The 26147-nt window shown below is 44.8% G+C and carries 20 protein-coding genes and 1 pseudogene; 9 read left to right on the forward strand and 12 right to left on the reverse strand.

Annotation, left to right across the window (positions count from 1 at the left end):
- Positions 1-3: 3 nt before the first annotated feature.
- The 3 genes and pseudogenes from B9A91_RS03835 to B9A91_RS24470 all read right to left on the reverse strand — a co-directional run.
- Positions 4-405 carry a putative Ig domain-containing protein gene (locus B9A91_RS03835; protein ID WP_084237084.1) on the reverse strand — a complete coding sequence of 134 codons (402 nt, stop codon included), beginning with the start codon at positions 403-405 and terminating at the stop codon, positions 4-6.
- A 9-nt stretch (positions 406-414) separates the two neighbouring features.
- Complete coding sequence (locus B9A91_RS24465; RefSeq protein WP_262497609.1) at positions 415-945, reverse strand: Ig domain-containing protein; 531 nt, start codon at positions 943-945, stop codon at positions 415-417.
- A 24-nt stretch (positions 946-969) separates the two neighbouring features.
- Positions 970-1377: pseudogene (locus B9A91_RS24470) on the reverse strand (putative Ig domain-containing protein); the annotation flags it as partial.
- On the opposite strand from B9A91_RS24470, the gene B9A91_RS24565 reads away from it, so the two are divergent.
- On the forward strand, positions 1361-1540 hold the full coding sequence (locus tag B9A91_RS24565) for a DUF6266 family protein (protein WP_394334672.1): 180 nt from the start codon (positions 1361-1363) through the stop codon (positions 1538-1540). The pseudogene B9A91_RS24470 and the gene B9A91_RS24565 overlap by 17 nt on opposite strands.
- Before the next feature lie 94 nt (positions 1541-1634).
- Here B9A91_RS24565 and B9A91_RS03845 read toward each other — a convergent pair whose 3' ends face one another.
- The 5 genes from B9A91_RS03845 to B9A91_RS03865 all read right to left on the reverse strand — a co-directional run bounded on the left by B9A91_RS03845 (position 1635) and on the right by B9A91_RS03865 (position 10031).
- Positions 1635-3191, reverse strand: coding sequence for a RagB/SusD family nutrient uptake outer membrane protein (locus tag B9A91_RS03845; RefSeq protein WP_084237086.1), 1557 nt, complete (start codon positions 3189-3191; stop codon positions 1635-1637).
- A 9-nt stretch (positions 3192-3200) separates the two neighbouring features.
- On the reverse strand, positions 3201-6791 hold the full coding sequence (locus tag B9A91_RS03850) for a SusC/RagA family TonB-linked outer membrane protein (protein ID WP_159451637.1): 3591 nt from the start codon (positions 6789-6791) through the stop codon (positions 3201-3203).
- A 179-nt stretch (positions 6792-6970) separates the two neighbouring features.
- A complete protein-coding gene (locus tag B9A91_RS03855) occupies positions 6971-8095 on the reverse strand; it encodes a redoxin family protein (protein ID WP_084237088.1) in 1125 nt (374 codons plus the stop codon).
- A 44-nt stretch (positions 8096-8139) separates the two neighbouring features.
- Positions 8140-9378 carry a FecR family protein gene (locus B9A91_RS03860; protein ID WP_084237089.1) on the reverse strand — a complete coding sequence of 413 codons (1239 nt, stop codon included), beginning with the start codon at positions 9376-9378 and terminating at the stop codon, positions 8140-8142.
- A 74-nt stretch (positions 9379-9452) separates the two neighbouring features.
- Positions 9453-10031: an RNA polymerase sigma-70 factor gene (locus tag B9A91_RS03865; RefSeq protein ID WP_144008850.1), complete on the reverse strand. Its 579-nt coding sequence runs from the start codon at positions 10029-10031 to the stop codon at positions 9453-9455.
- A 243-nt stretch (positions 10032-10274) separates the two neighbouring features.
- Here B9A91_RS03865 and B9A91_RS03870 point away from each other — a divergent pair, with 243 nt between their 5' ends.
- The 8 genes from B9A91_RS03870 to msrA all read left to right on the forward strand — a co-directional run bounded on the left by B9A91_RS03870 (position 10275) and on the right by msrA (position 21568).
- Positions 10275-11429, forward strand: a complete 1155-nt coding sequence (locus B9A91_RS03870; protein ID WP_084237090.1) for a heparin lyase I family protein — start codon at positions 10275-10277, stop codon at positions 11427-11429.
- A gap of 71 nt (positions 11430-11500) precedes the next feature.
- Positions 11501-12106 carry an RNA polymerase sigma factor gene (locus B9A91_RS03875; protein WP_084237091.1) on the forward strand — a complete coding sequence of 202 codons (606 nt, stop codon included), beginning with the start codon at positions 11501-11503 and terminating at the stop codon, positions 12104-12106.
- Positions 12107-12186: 80 nt separating this feature from the next.
- Positions 12187-13371 carry a FecR family protein gene (locus B9A91_RS03880; protein ID WP_084237092.1) on the forward strand — a complete coding sequence of 395 codons (1185 nt, stop codon included), beginning with the start codon at positions 12187-12189 and terminating at the stop codon, positions 13369-13371.
- 214 nt (positions 13372-13585) lie between these two features.
- Positions 13586-17059, forward strand: coding sequence for a SusC/RagA family TonB-linked outer membrane protein (locus B9A91_RS03885; protein WP_084237093.1), 3474 nt, complete (start codon positions 13586-13588; stop codon positions 17057-17059).
- A 7-nt stretch (positions 17060-17066) separates the two neighbouring features.
- A complete protein-coding gene (locus B9A91_RS03890) occupies positions 17067-18623 on the forward strand; it encodes a SusD/RagB family nutrient-binding outer membrane lipoprotein (RefSeq protein ID WP_084237094.1) in 1557 nt (518 codons plus the stop codon).
- 37 nt (positions 18624-18660) lie between these two features.
- Entirely contained in the window at positions 18661-20220 is a 1560-nt protein-coding gene (locus B9A91_RS03895) for a DUF5689 domain-containing protein (RefSeq protein ID WP_144008851.1), read from the forward strand.
- A 24-nt stretch (positions 20221-20244) separates the two neighbouring features.
- Positions 20245-21045: an endonuclease/exonuclease/phosphatase family protein gene (locus B9A91_RS03900; protein ID WP_084237096.1), complete on the forward strand. Its 801-nt coding sequence runs from the start codon at positions 20245-20247 to the stop codon at positions 21043-21045.
- A 31-nt stretch (positions 21046-21076) separates the two neighbouring features.
- On the forward strand, positions 21077-21568 hold the full coding sequence (gene msrA, locus B9A91_RS03905; protein WP_084237097.1) for a peptide-methionine (S)-S-oxide reductase MsrA: 492 nt from the start codon (positions 21077-21079) through the stop codon (positions 21566-21568).
- On the opposite strand, the gene hscB is transcribed toward msrA, so the two are convergent.
- Genes hscB through B9A91_RS03925 form a run of 4 tightly spaced genes read right to left on the reverse strand, consistent with a single transcriptional unit; the run spans position 21560 to position 26144 of the window.
- On the reverse strand, positions 21560-22087 hold the full coding sequence (gene hscB, locus B9A91_RS03910) for a Fe-S protein assembly co-chaperone HscB (protein ID WP_084237098.1): 528 nt from the start codon (positions 22085-22087) through the stop codon (positions 21560-21562). The two genes, msrA and hscB, sit on opposite strands and share 9 nt — an antisense overlap.
- Before the next feature lie 5 nt (positions 22088-22092).
- The gene (gene rseP / locus B9A91_RS03915) at positions 22093-23427 is read right to left on the reverse strand and encodes an RIP metalloprotease RseP (protein ID WP_084237099.1); all 1335 of its coding nucleotides are present in this window, start codon (positions 23425-23427) and stop codon (positions 22093-22095) included.
- Positions 23428-23463: 36 nt separating this feature from the next.
- On the reverse strand, positions 23464-24615 hold the full coding sequence (locus B9A91_RS03920; RefSeq protein WP_084237100.1) for a 1-deoxy-D-xylulose-5-phosphate reductoisomerase: 1152 nt from the start codon (positions 24613-24615) through the stop codon (positions 23464-23466).
- On the reverse strand, positions 24612-26144 hold the full coding sequence (locus tag B9A91_RS03925) for a GH3 auxin-responsive promoter family protein (protein ID WP_084237101.1): 1533 nt from the start codon (positions 26142-26144) through the stop codon (positions 24612-24614). The genes B9A91_RS03920 and B9A91_RS03925 overlap by 4 nt, the downstream gene beginning before the upstream one ends.
- Positions 26145-26147: the final 3 nt, after the last annotated feature.

The raw sequence follows: 26147 nt of genomic DNA on the forward strand, positions 1-26147 counted from the left end.
CGTTTAAATACGGACCTTTCCGGCAACGATAGTGGCTATGGCCGGGTCGCCGCTGGTATAAGTTACAGGCAGCCCGCTATCGCTTGAGGCTCCGGGGACAAGATCTGCATCGCCATAGCTTGCTGTGGCAGTGGCTGCCATGGTAATAACCTGCGTTTTGCCTGCAACTGAAATGCTGTAGGTTTTATCGGTACTGTACGGACCGCTGCCAACGGATGAATCGGTACTGCGAACGGTAAAGGTATAAGTACCTTTGGCGGTAGGTGTACCGCTAAAAACACCGGCGCTGCTAAAGGCCAGGCCTATTGGCAAGGCTCCAGACTGAATGCTGTACGTGTATGGGGCAACACTTCCACTGGTGCTTAAATTCTGGCTATATGCTATACCTGCCGTTACCCCGGGCAAAGTTGCCGGTCAGATGGCCAGTAACGGTGCTGCAATGGTTAAAGTATAAGCTTGTGAGCTATTCTCTCCGGCATCATCTGTACTTCTGACTACAAATGTAAAATTACCTGCCGATACAGGTGTCCCGCTTATTACACCTGCACTGCTAAATGACATCCCTACAGGAATGGCTCCTGATATGAGTGAATAGGTATATGGCGCAATACCCCCTGAAGAAGACAGCGATTGGCTATAAGCTACACCCAATACCGGATGTGGCAAGGCCGTGGGGCTAATTGCAATTACCGGCGCAGCAATGGTAAAGGTGTACACTTTTGATATGGAAACCCCTATATTATCTGCAACCCCAACAGTAATTGAGAAATTTCCTGGAGTTCTCGGCACACCTGATAACACCCCCGCCGAACTGAAGGACATACCTATAGGCAGTGCCCCCGCCAAAAGGCTGTAGCTATAAGGTGCCGTTCCTCCAGTTGCGCTAAGGCTTTGATTGTAGGATTGTGCGTACACCGGATCGGGTAGGCTTGCCGGGCCGATCACTATTGGATTATTAACCGTCAACGAATATCCTCTGGGGGCACTGGTGTATGGCCCTGAGCCGGTTGAAGCATCTGTAGCTGTAACTGCAAAATTGAAAGTTCCGCTTGCCGTTGGAGTTCCGGATATTACACCACCGGCACTTAACGCAATGCCTGCCGGTAAAGCCCCGGCTGTTAGGGCATAACTATACGGTGCTGTTCCGCCACTTGCAGGGTTTAAAGTTTGGCTGTAGGCTGTGCCGGCATTTGCATTTGCCAGGCTGCTGGCAGGCAATAAAATTGTTGGCGCAGCAATTACTAAAGTATAGGCCCTTGAACCGGTATGAGGCGCTCCCGTTCCTGTAGAACTGTCCATCCCCCTTAAGGTAAAGTTAAAGGTACCTCCGGCAGTAGGTGTTCCACTGATTACGCCTCCGCTGCTTAGGCTTAATCCTGGCGGTAAGGCAGTTTATGTGTTAAACGGTGCCAAAAGAAGCAGCGGGCAGGATGAAATGGAATTGCCTGCCAGTTATGCTGGCAAGGAGCTGCATTGTTACATTGCTTTTAAAAGCAGCGATGGCAAAAGGGTAAGTAACAGTGTTTGGGTTGAGGTTTGAGTACCAATAGTGCATAAAATAGAATTGCCTGCCAAATTGTACTGGCAGGCAATTGCATTGTTAACGTACTTTTTTAAAAGTAAAGTTCTTTCCCCTACCTCGAGGCCGGGTCATAAGCTCCTTCCCAAAGGGTTAAACCCCACTGTGGGTTCAGCTGGATCACATTATTGGAAATCCTCATCGTAAAATATGTGTTGTTAACATCACCTTTATACACTTTAGAACCAATGGTATGTGTAATACTGGTCTTGCTCCAGGGTTTGCCAGTATCGAAAACATAACGTTTAATATCAAACACACGCTGAAAAGTACCAATTGGCATCTCTCTGCGCCGTTCCTTCAGTATTTCAAAAAGTAAAGCATCCTGCCCCAAAGTACCTCCATTTGCGAGATCAGTACTGGTGCCGGAATAACGGTATTTGCGCAAAAGGTTCAGGTCGGCCAAAGCCCCTCCCAGATCATTCAAACGGGCACTGGCTTCTGCTTTCATTAGCAACAGCTCAGGATACGTTATCCCCTGACTGCCCAGCATCTTTGAATCACGGTAATACCTCGTCACGATACCATCATCGTATTTTACGCCTCCAACTGTAGTAGAATAGCCCAATGCCTTAAGGGCGAACAACTTGTACCTCCTGTCTGTTGTTTTATCAAACAGGTCCAAAAATTCCTGAGAAGGATAGTGGGTGGTGCCCTGTGGGGCCAACCTGAAGAAAAGGTTTTCCCGGTTATCAGCTTGGCCCAATAACAAATCCGGTCCTTGCAATTCCAATACCACTTCTACATCTGTACCCGGGGTAGGCGATGCGTTCGGGTTTGGTTTATAGGAAAAAGCATTCAGGTTATAGATCATATTATCTACCCCACCTTTAACAGCCATTGAGCGGCTCCAGGCTTCTTTTGCATGCTCCAGCATTTTTGGCCAATCCCTTTTGTACATATACAACTGTGCCATTAAGGCGTGAACCGCCGAAATATTAGCGCGGCTTGGATTACCTACATTATCAGACGTAGCTGTAAGCGCGTCTTTTAAATCCTTTTCTATAAGGTCAAGTGCCTCTGCTGTGGTAGACAGGTCCGGATTAGGGTCCCCAGGATTTGCCGAGGTACGATAAGGCAATACTTTGGTATTGTTTTGCCCGCTGGGATCATACATAGGGCCATAACCCAGTGTACCTACCAGCATAGACCATGCACGGCCAGCCTTGGCCTGGGCAGTAATGCGTTTGCCCAGTTCGGAGTCAGCAGCGCCCGGCAACTCCTTTACCCCTTCAATTACATTGTTAAACAATCCCAAGGCCCGGTAAATTCCCCAGTCCCAGGCATATTGAGGGTTTCTGGGGTTTTCGTATGGCTGGTAAAACGTATAGGCCGCATAACGGTCTATATTAGGGTGTGTACTTACATAAGAGTACTTCGCCTGATTTTCACTGATCTGAAAGTTATCTCCCAAAAGCGGATAGTAGCTTCCCCGGTTATTATCAATAAAGTGATAATCCAATGTGTTGCTGTTATTTAAAAGATTCTCCAGTTCTTCCGCCTTTTCAGGGATCAGTTTCCCTACGGGTTTAACATCCAGAAACTTTTTGCAGGAAGCGGCCAGCACCATCAAAGATGCCAGCAATATGGTATTTAAATATTTTGTTTTCATATTTTCTTGTTAAAACGAAAAGGTCAGACCAAAAAAGATTTCACGTGGTAAAGGCAATGAGGTAAAACCCTGCTCCGTAGCGGCACCTGTACCACCAGTAGTATTTACTTCTGCGGTTTCAGGATCAATATCTGTTCCTTTAGCCGTAATCCTGAAGAGGTTGCGTCCCTGAACAAATACCTTTGCATTGCTCATTTTAATCTTTTTTGCAAATCTTTCGAGATTATACGATAAAGTGAGATCCCTGAGCTTTACGTAACCAGCATTACCAATCAGGGCATCTACATAAGGAAAAGTGAACATGTCCATATTCCACTCTCTCAATACCGGATAAATGGTATTCAGTTCATCCCCAGGTTTCTGCCAGCGCTCTGCAACGTGCCTGTTTAAGTAGTTAGAGCCGCTAAAGTTGTCTTTACGGTACTTATGCCCAAGTTTTGAAATAAAGAGCATGGTTAAATCCCAGTTTTTGTACTTGAATGTATTGCTCAATGAAAGGTCAAATTTAGGCCGCAGCGTACCCTGATACACCACATCTGCTGTCGTAGCATCGCCAGGCTTAATGATGTTGTTGGCAGCATTATAAACCTGGGCCTCGCCTAAATTATTCAGCCCCGCAAAGCGATAGCCCCAAAGGCCATCTGCTGGGTATCCGGCTACCAGGATTCCATTCGCCGTTGCATAACTGCTGGCATAGTTACGCACAACATTGTATGACTTTACATTGTTGTAATTGTAGGAAAAGTTAGGCCCTATATTCCAGCGGAAGTTCCTGTTCCTGATCAGGTCTGCATTTAAGGCTATTTCAACCCCACTGTTCGACATTTTGCCCGCATTTTTTGTCACTGTAGCAAAGCCCGAAGTAGGATCTGCTGCTTCAGCCGCCAGAAGATCCGTACTGTTTTTGGTATAGTAATCTATACTTGCGTTAAACCGGCTGTTCCAGGCAGAAAAATCTATTCCTAAGTTAACAATCTTGGTACGCTCCCAGCGCAACTGGTTGTTAGGTGGGGAAGCTACACCATAAGAAACACCCCCGGTAGTATTGTTAAAAGCTCCGGTTGATAAAATTAAAAAAGGCCCCTGATTTAATGAGATATTACCACTAACCCCATAAGAAGCCCTGACATTTAACCTGCTTACCCAATCGTTTCTGAAGAATGCTTCCTCAGCCATTTTATAAGTACCTCCGATAGACCATAACGGACGATACCTGTATTTAGGGTCTGTACCGAAGAAGTTCGTAAGATCCATACGGATACTTCCACTTAAAATAAAACGGTTGTCGTACTCATAAGAAGCATTGCCGTACCAGGAAACAAAGCGGTTATCCCTGTATTGATAACTACCTGGATTTAGTGAGATATTCCTCCCCATCAGCATATCTGCATTATACTGTCCGGCATTGTAGTCCTTTAAATTCATCGGTACAAAGGAACCTGCAATGGCATTATAGCCAACACGTGTTTCTATCCGGTTGTTATCAAAGGTCAGTTTCCGTACCTCGTTACCTACCAATGCCGTAATGCGGTGTTTGTAATTATTGAAGCTACGGTTATAATTTAACTGCGATCTGAGGGTCCAGTTTTGGTTAATGTTACGGCTTTCGTCGATAATACCACCATCAGGCAAATAATGATTGGCTATATTTTTAAGTGAGGTTGCATCGTTGTAGGCAATCCGAACCCCATAAGAATCTGCATCCCTCAGTTCTTTTACCTGGGTACTACCACGCTGCCAACTGCCGCCCAACTCAGCTGTAAGGCCTTCAAACAATTCAGCCCGTAAAAAACCACCAATCCGCGTTTGAAAATCAACATTCCTTCTGGTTTCTTTTGAAATATCATTTAATGGAACGTTTGTCCAGTCCTTCATTCCCGGCGTTTTCTTATAGGTATCCTGTTTATACTGGCTTAGTCCCCATACCGCTGCCGGGTTGCCATTACCATTTAAAAGTTCAGTATAGGGTTGCAAAACAGATGCTGAATTATAACCGATTAAGCTGGTATAGTCTCTATAAGGTGTTAAACGGTTATTGTAAACTGCATTGAGTAAAACCCCTGCGGTAAGAAATTTAAATGGTTTCCATTCATTCTTAATGTCAAGAATAAGTCGGGTGCTGTTGCTTTGAATAAAATTCTCCCTTGTATCTAACAGATTAAGTGCAACATTGTAATTGTTTTTTTCAGTTGCACCCGAGATGTTAATGTTGTGCTGGTTACTAAATTCAGGGCGAAAAAACTGGTCTTCAAACTGTTTAAGCCCATTCACATTTCGCAGCCTGTTAATTTCTGCCATAGCCTCTGCTTCAGAAATTTTATTTTCCCGCACCTGCATCATCAGGTAGGTTACCCTACTCATGTTACCCTTACTAACGGTTGAAGGACCGTTGGGGTTCTGCCTGAACAAATCCAGTTCAGCATCAATATAATCGGACGTAGAAGCCCTGTTCAAGTCGTCCAGATTAGGCATTGAAACAAAATTGACCAATCCGTTGTAAGTTAATTTTGGCCCGCCTGCAGTACCTGTTTTTGTGGTAACCACGATTACTCCATTTGCAGCACGCGAACCATATATTGAAGCGGCAACACCATCTTTAAGCACAGTAATGCTGCTTACGTTCAAAGGGTTTATATTCTCTATACCGCCTTCAATCGGGTATCCGTCAACCACCACAAGGGGGTTCTTTTCCGCGGCAATAAAAGTAGACACTCCCCTGACCTCTATATTTCCCTTCTTATCCAATACCACCCCGGTCAGTTGTCCTTCCAAAGCCGACCTCAGATCTGTCGCCAGCCTGCTTTCCAACCTTTCGGTTGTAACCACTCCATACGAACCTGTTGCACGTTCCTGCGATAGTTTCTGATAACCTGTGTTGATCACCAGGGCAACCTCAGCCAGCTCCGACATAGACATCACCAATTTGATATCTCCTAGGTCCTGAGGCCGGTTCCCGAGTCTGATCTCTTTGGTTGCAAAACCTACATAAGAGATGACCAGGGTCGCATTATCTGGCAGATCTTTTAAACTGAATTCTCCCTTTTTGTTGGTGAGCACATTGATTTTATAGCCCTTAACCTGAACGTTAGCGCCTGCCAAAGGCTCTCCATCCTCGGCCAGGACCCTGCCTTTCACGTCAATAGACTGGGCAAAGATTTCACGTATCCGTTCCGTAACAGTTTTCTCCTTTTCCTTGAGGATGATGGTCCTGTTTTCCAGGGTGTAAGTAAATAACTGATCGATGAACAGCTGATTAAGGACATCTCTAAGCATTTCATTTCTTGCCTGTATAGACACCAATTTAGAGCCTTTAACCAGGCTCTTCGGGTAGATGAAATCGTAGCCGCTTTGTTTCCGTATGTCGTTAAAAACAGATTCAATAGATGCGTTCTTATATGACAAATTAATCCTTTGACCTCTGGTGGCCAGTGCAGATTGCATAAATGCAAAAAGCAACATAATACAGGTAAAATTAATCCGCATAAGCCATTTTTTTAGTTCGGTTCTCTGTAGCAAAGACGGTTGCTGTTGTCTATTTAAAAGACAGGTATTCAGCACAGTATTGTTTTCTACAGCATAGTTGTAGTAAAGTTTATACATTTGCAGTTCTGGTTTAGTTGATAAATATGTTCCTAGCATGTTTCAAGGAAACCTGATCTTAAACCGGAGACGCGCCAACGTTTCCGGTTCTTTACAATCATTGTCCTTTTATGAATTTGAAAGCCGTTAATTAAAGCATAAAGTTCACCTCCTTTCTTTCCAACAATGACATTGTTTCATTAACTGTTTGGCAATGTGCCGCCCGACTTATAAATTTTCATCACATCCTGGGCATTGTCTTTTACCTGTTGCTTTTGTTCTACAAGCGAAGTATCATTTAAAATATCAATTACCCTTTGCTGGGTTTCAATTGCCTTTGTCAACTCACCTGCTTTGTAGTAGGCCTTTGCCAGATTGGCTACAGCGTACGGGTCCTCGCTATCACATTTTGCTGCCGCCTTTTGCATCAGCTTCAATGCCAGCTTGTAATCTGTACCGATTTGCCCAGAAATAGATTGAAGTGTAAGTGGATCATTCTCATAGGTTTTCAACGCTTCCAAAGCATAAGCATGCGCCTTTTTCACGTCACTTTGCTCCAGATACTTGTATTTTTTTGCAGCAAGGTAGCCCGAACCCGGCGAAGCAGCCATCAACTGGTCCACTATATTTGCAGCTTTTTTATAATCTTTTGCCTCCTCGGCGGTTTTAAGCGCTTCATTCATACCTTTCACTTTTTCTTTATTCGCTTTCACTTTCTCGGCAAGTTGAGCCTTACCTTCTTCGTTATAAGTACCTGCAATTACCATCTCCAAAGGATCTTCCAATGAGGCAGGGTGACCGATCCAGGCAATTCTACCATCCTTATCTATGATGTACGCAGCGGGGATGCCATACATTCCGGAAGCCGCCAGCCAGGTATCCCACATTACATTTTCACGCACATCCGCAGCAACAGCATAATCCATCCCATCTCCCAAACGTTTTACAAAACGCTCTACTTTACTGATGTAGTCTCCATCCTTATTTTTTGCAGCAATCAGCTCTTTCACGTTAAAGCTAATTACATCTGCATCTTTTTTATACTTACGTGCAATTTCAGATAAATGCGGCATGCTGGCCCTGCAGGGGCCACACCAGGTTGCCCAGAATTCCATCACATAGACTCTGCCCTTTTCAAATTCCTTAACCGGGTTGCCTTTTATCCATTTTTCTGCTACCAATGCAGGTGCCTGGTCTCCAACTTTTAACGTTACCGGAGGCCGGCTGTTTTGCCTGGCAGGCCCGGTTTGCCCATTTACCGGCGATAAGCTCAAGGTAACTGCACTCAGCAATGCCAATACCCCGGATTTAATAAAATGATTCATTATTTTGGTTTTTAGGTTTTTATGATTGATAATTTCTATTTAGTTCAAGGCATAACCACAACTCTTTTTGTCTGTCCGGATGTCGCTATATCTTCAATTCTGAAATGCACCTTATTGGTTTTCTGCAGTACATTCAACACTTCTGCCAGGTTTTTGGATCGCAGGATCCTTCCAGTGAACTCTTCTTTTGTAACCTCTCCTTCATACGCTACTTCTATATTATACCACCTGGAAATCTGACGCATAATGGTTCTGATATCCTTATCGAATATAAAATCGCCATTTTTCCAATCAATAACATAAGCAGGATCCACCTGGAGCACTTTAATGTCCTCATGGCTATTTTCAATTATACTTTGCTGATTAGGCTTAAGCAACCGGGTATTAAATGTACCCTGCCTAGAAACACGGACTGCACCCTCCATCAATGTGGTCCTGATTGATGTTTCGTCCGGATAACCGCAAATATTAAAATGGGTGCCCAATACTTCAACCTGCTGTGTTGCTGTTTTCACAATAAAAGGCTTCTTTTTACTGGGGGATATATACTGTGTAGCTACTTCAAAATAGGCTTCGCCAGTTAACTTTACCATCCGTTCACCTTTTTCAAATGCAGGAAGATAAGTAATCTCCGAGGCAGCATTTAGCCATACTTTTGTACCATCTGAAAGCACAATCTGATATTGTCCACCTTTTGGCGTACGTAGTGTGGCATACTGATCGCTTGTCTTGCGCAATTGTTTAGCTTCAGTTTTGCCCTCGTTCATTACAGCGGTACCATCATCATAAACCAACTCATTTGCCTTCATGATCAGACCATGCTTATCTCCGCTCAATTCAACGGATCTCCCATCGGCAAGCGTTAATGTGGCCCTATTACGCCCGGCAGCAATGGTCTTTGCAGCTATTAAACTTTCTGCAATTTCATTTCCCCTATGATAAGCGGGACTATAAAAATAACCTGCTATCGACACTACCGCAATCACAGCAGCTGCCGCCGCACCCCATAAAAAATACTGCTTATTTTTACGGTTCCTGTGATCAGTGGCAATTTTTGTTTTCAGGTTTCCGAAAGCAGCATCAACATTGTATCCTCTCATCACCTCCAGTGCCTTGTCTTTTTTTGCAGCACTTTTCAGCTCATTAAATAGAGCCAAATTTTCCGGATCTGATTTAACCCAGTTTTCCAGTTCTTGTTTTTCAGATTCAGAAAGTGTGCTTTTTTGATCAGCTGTCACTAAATAAATTATCCGTTGTGCCTTTTTAACTTCCCACTGGTACATAAATCCTGATTACTCGTTGTTTTCTATATATTACGACAGCGTTAAAAAAAAGTACCGAAAAAAATCTATAATTTTTAAAAGGACCGATAAATGATGAGCAACAGCAGCATAAATCCTTCCCGGGATAGTTTTTGTTTCAGGACCTTGAGCCCCATGCTTTTTTGATTTTTAACGGTCTGCAATGAAATGTCGAGCTGTCTGGCAATCTCTTCATTTTTTAACCCCTCCAGGAAACTCAAACTAATGACCCTTGAACATTGCAGCGGTAATTTATTTATTTCACGGTAAATCTCAGCCCACACCTCCGTACGAATCATGTCTTCCATAAAACTCTTAGCTGTTGCAGAACTGTCTGCAACCAAGATATGCCTGTCTTCCGCACGTTTTGTCACCTTCAAAAAATCCAGACAGGAATTTCTGGTTGACACGTATAGAGATGCCTGAACATGTGCGATATTTTCAAATGTTTCTTTTTGGCGCCAGAGTTTAAGGAACAGATTATTAATTACGTCTTCTGCATCTTCTTCTTCAATATACTTTTGCGCAAAATAACAAAGCGGAGCAAAATAGCTGCGGTAAATCTCTTCGAACACCTCCGGTTCTCCCATGCTTACGGGCATCCCCTCTTTTATTGAAGATATATCTGCTTTCACTTAAGGATAAATTAGCTAAACGAATATACGTATAATTCCAGTACTTCCTGTCGCCAGCTTAAAATACGATCTCAATTCTACACGATTGCTACTTCTTTGCAGCGCTTGCTTAACAGTAACAGACTCAACAAAAGTTAAAGCTTTTAGCACAATACCAAAACCCCTTACCATTCTGCAATAGTATGTTTGTTTAGATTTAAACCTAAAGCAACAACAACACAAACCAATTATAAACCCATTAAAATGAAAATACGGAACCTATACCTGTTAGCCTTATTACAATTGTGTCTTGGTGCAGCCTATGCCCAGAACAAAAAACCGGTCCCCATCCCATCAAGGGTAAATGTGCAGGCCGATACCGCCAAACGGCAACAGATTATTGATAAGGAATGGGTGGCCGTTGGAATCAACAAACCTTATAACCTGCAATACGACCCAAACATTCCTTTTAAGGGAAAACCTTCATACCGTTTTGAGCTAAAAGTTGACGACAACTCACTGGAAGGCTACGCCGAAGGGGAAACCAAGGGGCGTGTAGAACTGTCTTACAGTTATGCCACTTCAAATGATTTTAAAAAGTTTCCGCCAAGTATGTACCAGAATGCACAAAAACTAAAAACAGTTTACCACTATGGTAAAGGCATCTGCGACCAGGGAAGTTCCCGCAGCTATACTTTTTCTGTGTACATCCCATCTTCACTCGAAAAAAATGTTTCTACCATTTTTGCCCAATGGCATGGTGCTCCCAGCAGAACACTGGTGCAAACGCCCGAAGGGGAAGTGAAACTTTTAAGCACAGAAGAATTCCTTGCCATTTACGACCGCATGATCTTTAAAAAGAACATTGCCCACGATAAAGTAGAAAAGAAAGGAAAAGACGGAAAGGTAAGCTATGTTGCCGGCAAGCCCAATGGATGGCTGGTAGAGCAAGGCGGCTACCCCCCACTGGCGTTCGGCTTTTCCAAAGGATATTTTTACATTAAAGCCAACTCAGACCGCCAATGGCTGAGCGACAAAACCGACCGCAGCAATGCCGACGTAGAAAAAACCCCGATCATGAAACCGCTCTCTTCTGAATACAAAACTTCTACCATAGCCTATAAAATGTCTTTTGAAGAGTTCCCGAAAGATTGCTGGATTACATTTGAAGTAAATATTGACTGGACAAAATATGGAAAAGAAGCACAAACCGTCCTTAACCCCGGCAAGCTGGATGTAATGATGAAATACACCAAAGACAAAAAACAGCTGACAAAACATATCGTCAATCAGCAGGAAATCCTTATCGGCCGTAACGACGAGGATGGCTATTATTTTAAGTTCGGCATTTACAGGGTAGGCAACAGCACCGTTCCGGTTGTTTATAACCTTGCCGGATATAGTGAAACCGCCCGATAAGAAAGTTAATAATTTGAAAAAATTTAGTTAATATTGGGTATGTTCCTTTGCACAACAACAGGGGAACCGCTATGCATCGGGAAGAGCTAAATAATTCAGGAGAAATACAACTGCTGATTGCACTGAAATCAGGAGATCGTTCTGCTTTTGAAAAAATTTACCGGATCTATAGCCCCAGAATTTTTCTGAACATCCTTAAAATGGTTAAATCGGCAGAAGATGCCCAGGAAATTTTACAGGATGTATTTATCAAAGTATGGGAAAAGCGCGACCTGATTGATCCTGAACAAGCTTTTAAAGCCTATTTATTTCAGATTTCAAGATTTACCGTTTACAATTTTATACGGAAAGTTAACCTGGACCGGAAACTAAAAGCCTACCTTGCTCAGGAGCATTCAGAACTCTATACCCATATAGAAGAAGCCATTGCATACCGCGAAAGCGACCGCTTTATTCTGGATGCTATAGAAGAACTGCCTACCCAGCGCAAGCACATTTATAAATTGTGCAAACTTGAAGGCAAGAGCTATGCAGAAGTCAGTAACCTGCTTGGCATTTCGGCTTCTACCATTAACGATCACATTGTAAAAGCCACCAAATTCTTAAAAGAACGCCATACTTCTTTTGGTACGGCCATGACCTTAAGCGCCATTTCAGTCCTGTTAAAAAACCTCTGAAAAAATATTTTTTCATTATTTCATTTCCGGAGCAGATGTACATCGGTTTTCAGGTGTATTAGCAATAAACGGATGAAAACTTGGAAAACTCAGCGCAAATAAAGCAGGCCTTTTACAAATACCTGAACAATGAGCTGGACGAGGCCGAAGCACGTGTTTTTATGGAGCACATGCAGTCGGGCCGCGATCAGCAAACCTTTTTATCATTAATTGAAGAGAACCTGGACAGTCCGCTTGCCAGCCAGCTGCTGCAGAAACCTGAGCTCCTTTTGCTATTGAAACAGTCTTTCACAAAAATTACTGATACCATTGATGCCAAACCACAACATCGCCGCATAGGCTTATGGCCTCGTGTTGCTGCTGTATTGGCCTTAATTGCCATTGGCATTTATTTTTTCAATTACCGCAGTAACCAAGGTCCTGAACAGCTTCAGCAACCGGCTGCCACTGTTGCCGATATTACACCAGGAAAAACCGGGGCAACATTAACACTGGCAAATGGCAAAAAGATCAGGTTAGCGGATGCAGCAAATGGTCAGATTGCCCGGGAAGCAGGTATTATTGTGCGTAAAACAACCGATGGGCAGCTGGTTTATGAAATGAGTGCAAGTGATGAGGCCGGGAGCAGCGCAGCAAAAACCAACACCCTGAGCACCGCCAAAGGTGAAACCTATATCGTAACCCTGCCCGATAAATCCAGGGTCTGGATGAACGCAGCTTCAAGCCTTACCTACGCAGCCGGCCTAAACGGACAGGAACGCAGGGTAAAGCTGGAAGGTGAAGCTTATTTCGAGATCGCTAAAGATAAAACACGTCCATTCATTGTAGAAAGCAGGGGGCAAAAGATTGAGGTACTGGGTACACATTTTAATGTGAACGCTTATGCAGATGAAGAAAAAGTAACCACTACCCTTTTGGAAGGAAGTGTGCGGGTATGGGGCAAGGCAGGATCCAGAATTCTGAAGCCTGGCAACCAATCGAAATTAAACGATAACACGATAACTGTAACCCAGGCAGATACAGAACTTGCCACAGCCTGGAAGAACAACAAATTTCTTTTTGAGAACGATGACATCCGCTACATCATGCGCATGATTGAACGCTGGTACGATGTAGAGGTGGTTTATACCGGAGAAATACCTGTAGAGCGGTTTGGTGGTGGTGTATCCCGCTTCGGCAATGTTTCACAGGTATTAAAAATACTGGAATCTACAGGCGGCGCCCATTTTAAAATTGAGGGCAGAAAGATCCTGGTATCCAAATAAAAACAATCAGATAATGTACAGCATGTTAAACTCAAATTAAAAATGGAAAAATGTTTACGAAAGTATAATTAGGCCCTGGGTATGCCATAAAAAACCAGAAGTGTAAAGGCACCTCTGGTTCAATGTTCGGTCTACGTCAATCAAAATTATTGTTAACCGCAGCTGCCGGGAGTTTTCGAGGCAACAGGCAGGCTGCTCAACCAAACAAATACTAATGTATAGATTTTATACGAAAAAACCGGCCGTACCAGAGCGGTATGCCTACAATTTTTTGCTGATTATGCGATTAACCACCGTTATATTAATAGCATCCCTAATGCAGGTCAGTGCCTCAACGCTGGCCCAGAAAATCAGTTTATCTAAAACTAATGCCCCTTTAAAAACAGTAATCAAAGAACTCAGAACCCAAAGTGGCTATGAATTCATTTACACCGAAAGTGTCTTTAAAACCGCAGTCCCCGTAACCATCAATGTTAAAGCCGCCAGTTTTAACGATGTACTGGCCCAGGTATTTAAGAACCAGCCGCTCAGCTTTTCCATCGACAGTAAAACCGTCATCATCAAACAACTTCCTGCAACGGATATCCGTGGCCGTGTGCTCGACGAAAACGGCCAGCCGATGTACGGCGCTACCGTGAGGGTAAAAGGCAGCACCCGCGTGGTGACAACAGATGCCGAAGGGGTATTTATTCTGAAAGGGATCGAAGATAATGTGGTACTTGAGGTTTCCTACCTCGGATACCTGGTAAAGGAACTGAAAATAACGAAAGAAACCCGAGATGTTACCATCAGACTGGTGCTGGCAGACAGTAAACTGAATGAAGTAGTGGTTACTGCATTGGGCATCAAAAGAGAAGAAAGGGCCCTGGGTTATGCCATTACAAAAATAGACAGTAACCAGATCAACAATGCGCCATCCGGAAACTGGATTGACGCCCTTTCCGGAAAAGTTGCCGGTTTAAACATGATCAGGTCTAACGGAGGCCCTGCGGGTTCAAATAAGATCATCCTGCGCGGAGAAAACAACCTTACAGGAGGGGCAGACAATGAAGCCCTGATTGTGATTGACGGGGTGGTGGTAAACAATGGCAGCGGCAGGCGTACAGCCACCGGAGGATCTGCCGCCGGCCCATCAGACGGGGTTCAGCCAACCGATTTTGGTAGCGGCATTAACGACCTCAACCCTCAGGATATTGAAAGCATCACTGTCCTTAAAGGCCCGGGTGCCGCTGCATTGTATGGACAGCGCGGTGCAAATGGTGCCATCATCATCACCACCAAATCTGGTAATGCAAAACGCAATGCCATTAGCATTACCCTGAGTTCCAACGGTGCCATAGAAAGCGCTAACCGCTGGCCAGACCTGCAATATGAATACGGACAGGGACAAAGCGGTGCCGATACCTACGGTTATGGCGTAAACAGTGCAAGCAGTCTGGCCTATGGCCCAAGGTTCAACTGGCAGTCTTTTGTGCAGTACGATCCCCTAACCCAGGCCGCAGCAACTGAAGCTACGCCCTGGGTACCTTATAAAAACCAGATCAGGGATTTTTTTGAAACAGGAAAGACCTTTACAAATTCCATCAGCATTAGCGGAAACCTGCATAAAAATACAAGCTTCCGGATATCTGCAAACCATGCGAACAACAGCTGGATCATCCCAAATACCGGCTACCAGCGCAGCAATGTTTCGTTCTCTGTCAATAGCAAGCTGACTTCAAAACTCAGCTTATCTGCAAAAGCAGGCTACACCAACCGGGAAAGCGAGAACTTACCGGGCATGGGCTATGGAAACCAATCGGTAATGTACTGGTACGTGTTCTGGGTACCCAATGCCGATATCAACTGGCTGCGCAACTACTGGACAAACGGCAAAGAATACACCGAGTTGAAAGATGTTTTTACGGCATCACCAGAAAACCCTTATGCCATCTCGTACGAGTTCATCAACAGTTCAAAACGCAATGGCATAACCGGTAACGTTCAGTTGAATTATGCTTTTACCAAAGAACTGAGCTTACAGTTAAGGGCAACCTTAGACCGCACCAGCGATGACAGGGCACAAAAAAGGCCCTGGACGGCCGCACGTCTGGCCACCGGTTCTTACCGTACCCAGGATATCATATCTAAAGAATACAGTGGTGATTTCCTGTTGAAATACAATAAAAAACTGAACAACGATTTTAACATTACCGCAACCTTTGGCGGCAGTATACTTAAGAACCGTTATTCCAAAAACGAAACAAGGGCCGATGGATTGGTAGAGCCAAATGTTTACAATTTTGACAATGCAGCAAATCCCCTGGTATATGTACCGGATACCTCGCGGTTCTCTTTGAACAGTATGTATGGTTTGTTCTCGGCCTCCTATAAGAATTACCTTTACCTGGATTTGACCGGACGTACAGACTGGAACAGTACCCTGGCCAACCCGTTCAGGGAAAAAAGCACAGGTTTCTTCTATCCATCTGCCAACCTCAGTTTCATTGCTTCCGACTATTTTAAACTGCCGCAAACCATCAGCTTTGCCAAGCTAAGATTTTCTGTTTCTCAGGTGGGCAGCGGGGGTACCATACCTTACCGCACAGCATACCTGTATGGTTTGGCAGCTAACGGCACCTATCCGAATGGATCATTGCAAAACCCGACCACCATACCCAACCCCGATCTGCAGCCACTGAAAACTACAGCCTACGAAATAGGCGCAGACATTAAGCTGTTCAAAAACCGTTTGGGTATAGATATTGCCGCCTACAAAGGGAACACCAAAAACCAGATCCTGGAACGCATTGTAGACCGCTCCTCGGGTTATTCCCGTCAGATCATCAATGCCGGACAGATAGACAATTCAGGTCTGGAAATTGCCATCAATGCTACCCCTGTTCAAACCAAAAGCTTCAAATGGACCACCTTTATGACCTTTGCTACCAATAAAAACAAGATCATTGCCCTGGCCAACAACGACACTACGGTATTGCTGCGTTCCAGCGCCGTAGGTGGTGCGCAAATCATAGCCAAGGTGGGTGGTAGTATGGGCGATATGTATGGCACAGGTTTCCTGCGCGCACCTGACGGACAGGTAATCTACAACGCCAGCACTGGTATTCCCCTAACTTCTGGAACACCGGTTTACCTGGGCAATACCATCCCTAAATACAAGGCAAGTATAGGTACTGAGTTCAGCTATAAGCAGTTCAGGTTAAACGTGCTGTTCGATGCACAAAAAGGAGGTGTGGCACACTCTTACACCCATGGGCGCCTGGCCGATTTTGGTAAACTTTCGGCTACACTGCCAGGCCGTTACAGCGGCATCACCGGAAAGGGCGTGGTAGACAATGGTGATGGTACCTTTAGCCCAAATACCACCATTGCTACCGACATTACCTCCTTTTACAACACGGCAATGGGAACCCTGAATGGCGAAGGCGCAACCTATAAAACAGATTTTATCAAATTCAGGGAAGCCAGGCTCGATTATACGCTACCAAAGTCTCTGCTGAAATCCATAAAGATCTCCAGGGCAACAATAGGTGTTTACGGTCGTAACCTGGTGATCTGGTCTACCTGGCCAATGTTCGATCCGGAATTTGGTACCCTGAGTGGTACCGACATTGTACAGGGCTTTGAGATCGGTCAGTTCCCCTCTACCCGTACTTATGGTTTTAATTTAGTGATAGGCATTAATTAATACAGCAATGAAACAAATAACATACATCATCACCCTTTTGGCATTTATATCAGTTTTTTTGGGCTGCGACAAGGGTTTTGACCGCGAGAATACCGACCCGATAAACATCATCAGTTCCTCGCCGGATAAGCTATTGGCACCGGCACTGGTTAATGTTTTAACCGGCAACATGGTACGTAACCGTAATTTTAACAACGAGTTGATGCAGGTAACGGTAACACAAAGTGAAGATGATTTCACTGTCTTCAGGTATAATTTCAGGCCAAATATTGCAGATTACACCTGGAACATCTGGTACCCCGAACTGACCAACTTCAGGGACATCTATGAGATCGCTTCCAGGCCGGAATACCAGAACGATTCGTATAAAGGCATAGCACTGGTATGCGAAGCCTGGGTTTTTTCTTTGCTTACCGATACCTATGGCGATGTGCCCTTTAAAGAGGCCAACCAGGGAAAATCTGGCCTGGTAGAACCGTCATTTGATACACAGAAGGAAATTTATACCGCCTTGCTGGCCAAACTGGAAGAAGCAAATACCTTGCTCACTGCAAATGTTGCCATTGAAGCAGCAAGTGATCCTGTTTACAAAGGCGACATTGCACTTTGGCGTAAGTTCTGCAACAGCCTGCACCTGCGTTTACTGCTGCGTTTATCGGGCAAACAGGAAGTGGCAGGTACCATGATCGCCAAAATTAAGGAGATGGTAGATACCAATCCTGCAAAATACCCGGTCTTTACTTCAAATGCCGAATCTGCAGTACTGAAATGGAACGGAACAACTACCACTACCGATCCCTATACCAGCCCTTATGTGATCAACCTGCGTGAAAATGATTTCATCATCCCTTCCATGTGCAACTTTTTTATCCTGAAACTGGATGAGTGGAAAGACCCCCGCATAGACATAGGCGCTCCATACGGCGTTAGCGCACGCAACCGGCTTGGTATAGCACCAGGGTCAGGAGGTTTTATTGGCATAGACAGTGGTTACGAACCTGGCAGTAAGGAGCTGCGCCAGGCCTATTTTTATTCCTTCGGCAATTCAGAATTCTCTTTACAAAAGAATCCGCTTACGGGTATGATCATGACCTATGCGGAACTACAGTTTATACTGGCAGAGGCTGCAGCCAAAGGCTGGATTTCGGGTTCGGCCCAGACCTTTTATTACACAGGTATTGCCAACGCAATTAATTATTGGGTACCTAACTTTAGCACCAACATTGCAGGCACGGCATTTACCACCTACGTTGCCCATCCGGATATTGCCTGGAACAACAGCCTGCCTTTAGATGCAGCCACGGGCGACAGTAAAATGGAGCGCATCCATATCCAGAAGTATTATAGTCTTTTCCTTACCGATTTTCAGCAGTGGTTTGAATACCGCCGTACCGGGCACCCGATATTGCCTAAAGGCGCAGGCCTTAAAAACGGTGGAAAAATGCCGGCCCGGATGAACTACCCGGTTTACATACAATCGGCCAACCCTAGCAATTACAGCAAAGCTGTAGCCAATATGGGTGGAGATGACATGAACACCTTGGTTTGGTGGCAAAAACCTTAACGAATAAGATCTGATGTATTCTAAAATATTTATAACGATGAAAACGCTAATACTCTATAGCTCATTGCTGTTTTCAGCTTTGTTTCTTTTAGCCGGCTGTGATAAAACAGGGAATTTCCCCGGTGCAGAGGTTAACCCCCATATTGCCATCTACGATTTAAGGAGCTTTTACAAGGGAACCGATTATCCGCTTACCCAATCGTCTATGCTTGGTGCCATTGGTGTTACCGGCGTAGTGGTTTCAGACCATAGTGGTAAAAACATGACCTCGGGCCTGCTCATGGTGCAAAACAAATGGAGGCTCAACGAGCTCCGGGGCATTGCCATCAATATAGGTGCCGATGCTGCAAACTACGTGCCCGGCGATTCGGTGACCGTAAAACTGCTTGGCGGTACCATGAAACGAGTAGATGGCATGCTCCAGGTTACCGGACTAAACGGCTCGGCGGTATTTAAAGTTGCTTCGGGCAAAAGCATTCCGGTTAACCGTGTGCCCAGCAGCTACATACTGACGAATCCCGAAAAATATGAAAGTACCGAAGTGGTGATCGTAAAGGGAGGCTTTGATCCGGTGCCAGCACCAACAGATATTTATAGCGGCGATAAACTGGTAAACGACGGCTTCGGCAATTTCACGCTGCATACCGAAACGGCAGCAACTTTTGCCAATACCTCTCTACCCGGTATGGCCAATTTCTTTGGTGTGGTAGAATACGCCCAAAGCACAGCTGGTAAATACACCCCTCAGTTGCGCATCCGCAGGCCACAGGACATTACCGTGCTCAGCTCTACCATCACAAAAGCCGCTATTGTGATTTCCGGGTTCCTGGCCATGCCAGAGGGAACGCCTTCAACCAATGGGGAGTATGTGCAATTCCTGGCAACCCGAGACATTGATTTCGCCCTGACGCCATTTTGTGTGGTAACCCACAATACCAATTCTGCCTATCAGCCAACGGGCGTGCCGCTCAACGGATGGGCCACAGGTGGCCGGCGTTCCTACAAGTTCGATTTAAAAAGCGGAAAGGTAGCCAAAGGCCAGTACTTTTATGTAGGCGGAAACTCTAACAAGCTCATTAACGGAGTAGGCTCTACCAGCATTGCGAACGGCAAATGGATAGTTGCTAAAAACACCGGAAGCTCGGCTGGTGATGGATTGGGCGACATCAATGCCGACCTGCTGCTGAATGGTACCAGCGGTTTTGCCGACGGTATTGCCGTGTTTGAAGGACTCACAGTGACAAAAAATACGACCCCGATAGATGTGATCATTACCGGGGCCAACGGCGCCATTTATAACCTGGCACAGGAAGCAGGACTGCGCATTGCGAATACCGATTGGTATGATATTGTAAACCCGGTAACCCTGGAGCCACAGCCATTGTACAAACAAGGCTCAAACACCATTTGTTTAAGCAGGCCGGCGCCAACAAATGCAGGTTTTTTCTATAAATTAGGCGGCGAATACAATATACGTTTAGGCCGATGGGTAACGGCAAGGGCACAGAACAGGGTAGATCTGGAAATTACCTCGGTGCTAGATGAGCTGGAAAAGGAATTCCCTGCAGGTATCATCCCTACAAAAGTGGTTGAGTAGTTTTATGAAAAAATACAATAAAAGATGAAATACTTAAAGTTAGCTACACTGATTTGTTTGCTGGGTTTGTCGGGCTGTGCCGTTAAAAAAAATAACGCACAAAGCCTTAACCTGACCGGGCTGAAAATATTATGCTACAATATTCACCATGCCAATCCGCCATCAAAACCTGATGTGATCGATATTGATGCAATTGCCCGGGTAATCAATAACAGCAAGGCCGATCTTGTGGCCTTACAGGAAGTGGACAAAAACACCAAACGCAGTGGTCATATTGATGAAGCAAAACTTTTAGCGGAAAAAACCGGCATGAACTACCGGTTCTTTAAAGCAATAGACCATGACGGGGGGGAATATGGACTGGCTATATTGAGCCGCTATGCCCTTGATGAGGCAAAGCACTTGCCGCTGCCTCAGCAAACAGAGGCTGAAAAACGGATACTGGCCTATGTTAAAGTTAAAGCCGGAGGGCAGGAACTTATCTTTGCCAATACGCATTTGGATGCCACGCGCAGCCATGAAAACCGTAACCTGCAAATGAAATATATCCTTGATCATTTTAAGGATGTTACACAGCCCGTTATTTTGAGTGGCGACCTGAACAGTGTGGCGGGTTCTGAGGCCATCAATTTGCTGGATCAGCAGTTTAAACGTACCTGCATAGACAACTGCCCGGGTACCATCCCTGTAATCAACCCTAAACGTACCATAGATTTCATTGCCACAAAAAATGTAAAATGGCCTTTGCTGGAATACCAGGTAATTGACGAGACCTATGCTTCAGATCATCGCCCTATAGCAGTAAGCTTTAACATATCCGAATAATGCGTAACTTTATTGCATTAAAAAAAGCGATATGAATATTGAAAAAGCGATACTGGCTGGCGGTTGTTTTTGGGGAGTGGAAGAGCTCATCAGACATTACCCTGGCGTGATCTCAACGGTAGTTGGATATACAGGCGGAGATGTTCCCAATGCAACCTACCGCAATCATGGGACACATGCCGAGGGCATAGCCATCGAGTTTGATCCGGCACAATTGTCTTACCGTAAACTGCTGGAATATTTTTTCCAGATCCACGATCCTACCACCCGGAACAGGCAGGGCAACGATATTGGCACCTCCTATCGATCTGCCATTTTCTATCTTGACGAGGCCCAGAGAGAAACTGCAGCAGCACTCATAGCAGAAATGGATGCCTCGGGCATATGGCCGGGTAAGGTTGTAACCGAGATTGTACCTGCCGGTGACTTCTGGAATGCAGAAGTTGAGCACCAGGATTACCTGCAGAAGAACCCTTCAGGCTATACCTGTCACTTTGAAAGACCGGACTGGAAACTAGGATAGTTTATCTATGCTTTCCCTGATGCGGATTAAATATTTATTGCGGTAGTACAGCTCTTTGATCACCAGAAGTGAATCATCCTGTGCTGCCGCATTTAAGTTATCAAACAAAACGGTCTGTTTCAGGATTTCAGCAGAAATTGCTTGCTCAATAGTTGCAACCTCCGCTTTCAGTGCAGCCAGTCGGGCTGCATCGGGCTCAAACTGTAAATCCATTAAAGCCTCATTCACCTCCATCATTTCCATCAAAAAACTTTGCGGAAGGGCGTAATTTTCGCCCTCCTTTAAAATCCCTTTGAATTCCAGAATGTAATGCAGGCGCTTTTGCGGATCACTCAAAACCTGGTAAGCGTTGTTGTTAACCGTGCTCAGTTCCAGCACCTCTGCCTGTTTTTCCTGGCTTTCATTGATGTAAAAATCAGGATGGTATTTTTTACTCAGCGCGTAGAACTGCTGTTTTACAACTGCCATATCAGGGTTAAAGCTAAGTGGCAGGCCGTAAAAGGCAAAATAATCGGTCATACGCTTTAATGCTTAAAGAAAGCCTTAAAAATATCGTTCCCCAGCACAAATACCATGAGCGACAGCAGCATAACGAAACCGACAATCTGGGCCCGCTCCATAAACTTATCGCCCAATGGTTTTCCTTTGATCATTTCAATAATCAGGAATACAACGTGGCCGCCATCCAGGGCAGGAATTGGCAAAAGGTTCATAAAGGCCAGGGCTATCGATATAAAGCCCGTAGAAGCCCAGAACCTTGCCCAGATCCACTCGCCTCCATATACCTTACGTGCAATCTCAACCGGACCAGAAAAGGCCTTGTTGGCTTTAATTTTACCAGTAAGTACTTTCCATATGCCCTTTGCATTATCGCTAAAAGTTTTCCAGGCCTGGTCTACCCCAATCGGAAATGCAGCAAACAAGCCATATTTAATGGTCTCTTCTTTAACCTCATTTAAATTGAAACCTATGCCAATGGTACCTGCGGTATCAACAGGAACCTGCAGTACCAGTTGCGCTCCCCCACGGTTAATGGCAAAATCAGCAATTTTACCTTTGTATTTTGGGATAGCAGCTTTTACATCTACATCGTAATTAACCGGAACATTATTGATGGCTGTAATTCTATCGCCTTTTTTCAATCCAGCCTTGTAAGCTGGTCTGCCCGTAGTTACACTGTCTACCGTTGATGACAACAAGGGCATGCGGCTGATGAATGCCTCAACCCCCAGGTCAGAAACTTTATTTAAAATATTATCAGGAACCTTAATATCGATGGTTTTATGGCCACGCACAACTGTAAGGTTGGTATTGCCCAGCAAAACTTTAGAACTGGTCAGTTCCTCAAAACGGATCACTTTATTGCCATTTACCGCAATAACCCTATCCCCTTTCTGGAGACCTATTTCTTTACCGATACTCCCTGGATTGATGCCGCTTAAAACAGAACTGTTGGCAATATAGGTTTCACCATACTTGAAAGTCATCATCCAGAAGATGAAAATACCTACTATGATGTTGACAATCACTCCCCCCAACATCACAATCAGACGCTGCCATGCCGGTTTAGACCTGAATTCCCAGGGTTGTGCAGGCTGCTTCATCTGTTCGGTGTCCATAGACTCGTCTATCATTCCCGAAATCTTTACATAGCCGCCCAGGGGTAACCAGCCAATGCCATACTCACAATCGCCGCGTTTAAAGCTGAACAGCTTAACACCCCAGGCATCAAAAAACAGGTAAAATTTTTCTACTTTAATTCCGAAGGCACGTGCCGCCAAAAAATGTCCAAGTTCGTGTAAAATCACCAATATCGATAATCCCAGGAGTAACTGGGCCGCCATAATCAATCCACTCATATTTTTAGTTTAATTTTCTATTTAGATGCTAAAATTCTATTTTGTTACTAATTGGTCTGCTAATATACGTGTATACTCATCCGTTTCTAAATAATTGTTCAGGCTTGGCTTTTCAATAAAGCCAATTCCCTCCATACAGGCTTCAATCACATCACTCATTTCCAGGAAGCCTATCCTATCCTGCAGAAAAGCATTGACCACTACCTCATTGGCAGCATTAATGATACAAGGCATATTTCCTCCTTTAAGCAGGGCTTTGTAGGCCAGGTCAAGGTTCCGGAAGGTTTCCATATCTGCCTTATAAAAATTCAGTTCAGGATAATCAATAAAACTGAAACGCTTAAAATCGCTGCTTATTCTATCCGGATAAGCCAATGCATAATGAATAGGCAGTTTCATATCGGGTAATCCCATTTGTGCTTTCATAGATCCATCGTTAAACTGGACCAGCGAATGTACAATAGATTGCGGATGTACAATCACATCAATCTGTTCTGCGTCCAGATCAAAAAGCCATTTGGCTTCGATCACCTCCAGCCCTTTGTTCATCAGCGAGGCCGAGTCAATCGTGATCTTTGCCCCCATTACCCAATTGGGATGTTTCAGTGCTTCGTTTTTGGTAACCCCCTTTAAAAAGGACTGGTCTTTACCCCTGAATGGTCCACCTGAAGCGGTAAGGTATATTTTTTCGATAGCACCGGCAGGCTCACCCACCAGGCACTGAAAGATCGCCGAATGTTCAGAATCTACAGGAATGAGCTGCACCCCGTTTTCCCGGGCCAGTGTGGTAATCAGGTCGCCGGCCACAACCAGGGTTTCCTTATTGGCCAGAGCAATGTCTTTCCCTGCCTTTACGGCCTCAACCGTTGGTCTTAAACCTACCGAACCTACCAAAGCGGTAAGTACCATGTCTGTCCCCGCTAAAACTGCAGCCTCACATAATGCGGCTTCTCCGGCCAGAACCTTTATGCCGCTACCTGAAAGCGCATCCTTTACGGCCTGGTATTTACTTTCATCAGTAATCACTACCAGTTCCGGCTTAAATGCCAAAGCCTGCTCAACCAACAGGCTGGCGTTAGACTGGGCGGTTAAGGCCTTCACCCGGTATAAATCCGGATTACTTTGGATTACCGCTAAGGCCTGGGTACCTACAGAGCCTGTAGCCCCTAAAATGGTTATATTTTTCAATTAAAATCTCCTCTGTTCTTCGTCTGTGCGACGATTATAAAACCACTTAAATCATCCGCAATCTTCCTGTCATTGGCCAGGCGCGGGACTTTGTTTTGCCCCCCCAGCTTACCCTGAGCCTTCATGTAGTTCACAAAAGCATCTTTCTGTAAAGAACGGATGACCAAAGGTTGCAATATTTTCCCTTCGATAAGGTCAAAATAGTAAATATTCTTCTTTTGCAAGGCCTCGTCTACTTTTTTACTGAAGGAGGCCATATCTGCCGGAGGAGTAGAAAACTCCACAAACCACTCATGGTAAGGAAGTTCAGCCGCTGCAGGGTTTACCTGTGGGGCAACCGTAAATTCGGTAATGCCTACCCCCTCTTCATTTGCAACCGAAAGCAGTGCATGTTCCACTTCTTCGCCAATCACATGTTCGCCAAAAGCCGATATAAAGTGTTTTATCCTGCCCGTAACCACAATCCGGTAAGGATCTTTAGATACAAATTTTACCGTATCGCCAATCACATAGCCCCAAAGACCTGCATTGGTATTCAGTACCAGTACATAATTGGTATCCAGTTCTACTTCGCCCAGACTTAAACGTGTGGGATGATCGTTATAAAATTCATCTGCCGGGATGAACTCATAAAATATACCTGCCTTAGCCAGCAACAGCAGCCCCTTGTTGTCTTGCTCGTCCTGGTAAGCAATAAAACCCTCTGATGCCGGATAGGTTTCTATCGCATCAATTTTACGGCCTATACTTTGCTCTATTTTAGCCCGGTAGGGTTCAAAATTAACACCGCCGTACACAAAGAGCTTAAATTCGGGGAAGATGTCTTTGATCTTTTTACCACCCGATTTTTCGGTCAGCCGGTCGAAATACATCTGTACCCATGGTGGTATGCCTGAAATGAGGGTCATGTTTTCATGGATCGTTTCCTCAACTATCGCATCTACCTTCTCCTCCCAGTCTTCAATACAATTTGTGGCATAAGAAGGCAAGCGGTTTTTCTGCAGATAAGCCGGCACCAGATTGGCCACAATGCCCGAAAGCCGCCCAACATTGATCCCGTTCTTTTTGCTCATTACCGGACTCCCCTGCAGAAAGATCATTTTACCGTCTATAAAATCTACATTTCCGGTTTCATGCACATAGGTAAGCAATGCATTGCGTGCAGCTTTGATGTGCTCGGGCATGGATTCTTTGGAAATGGGAATGTATTTGATCCCTGAGGTGGTTCCTGATGTTTTGGCAAAATACTGAGGTTTGCCTTTCCACATCACATTCCTTTCACCGGCTACCACGCGGTCTATATAAGGTCTTAATTCCTCATAGTCTTTTACAGGCACCAACCTTTTAAAATCAGCATAGCTTTTTATGGAAGCAAATTTATGGTCTTTACCAAAAGCTGTATTTTTTGCAGCCCCAACAATTTTCAGGAGTGTATCCTGCTGCGCCTTTACTGCATTTTTTTTCCATTTGTTGATACCTTTTACCACAAGGGCAGCAAATGGCCTGCTCAGCGACGCTTTTAATCCCATAAT

It is taken from the genome of Pedobacter africanus (genome assembly GCF_900176535.1).
GTDB lineage: Bacteria > Bacteroidota > Bacteroidia > Sphingobacteriales > Sphingobacteriaceae > Pedobacter > Pedobacter africanus.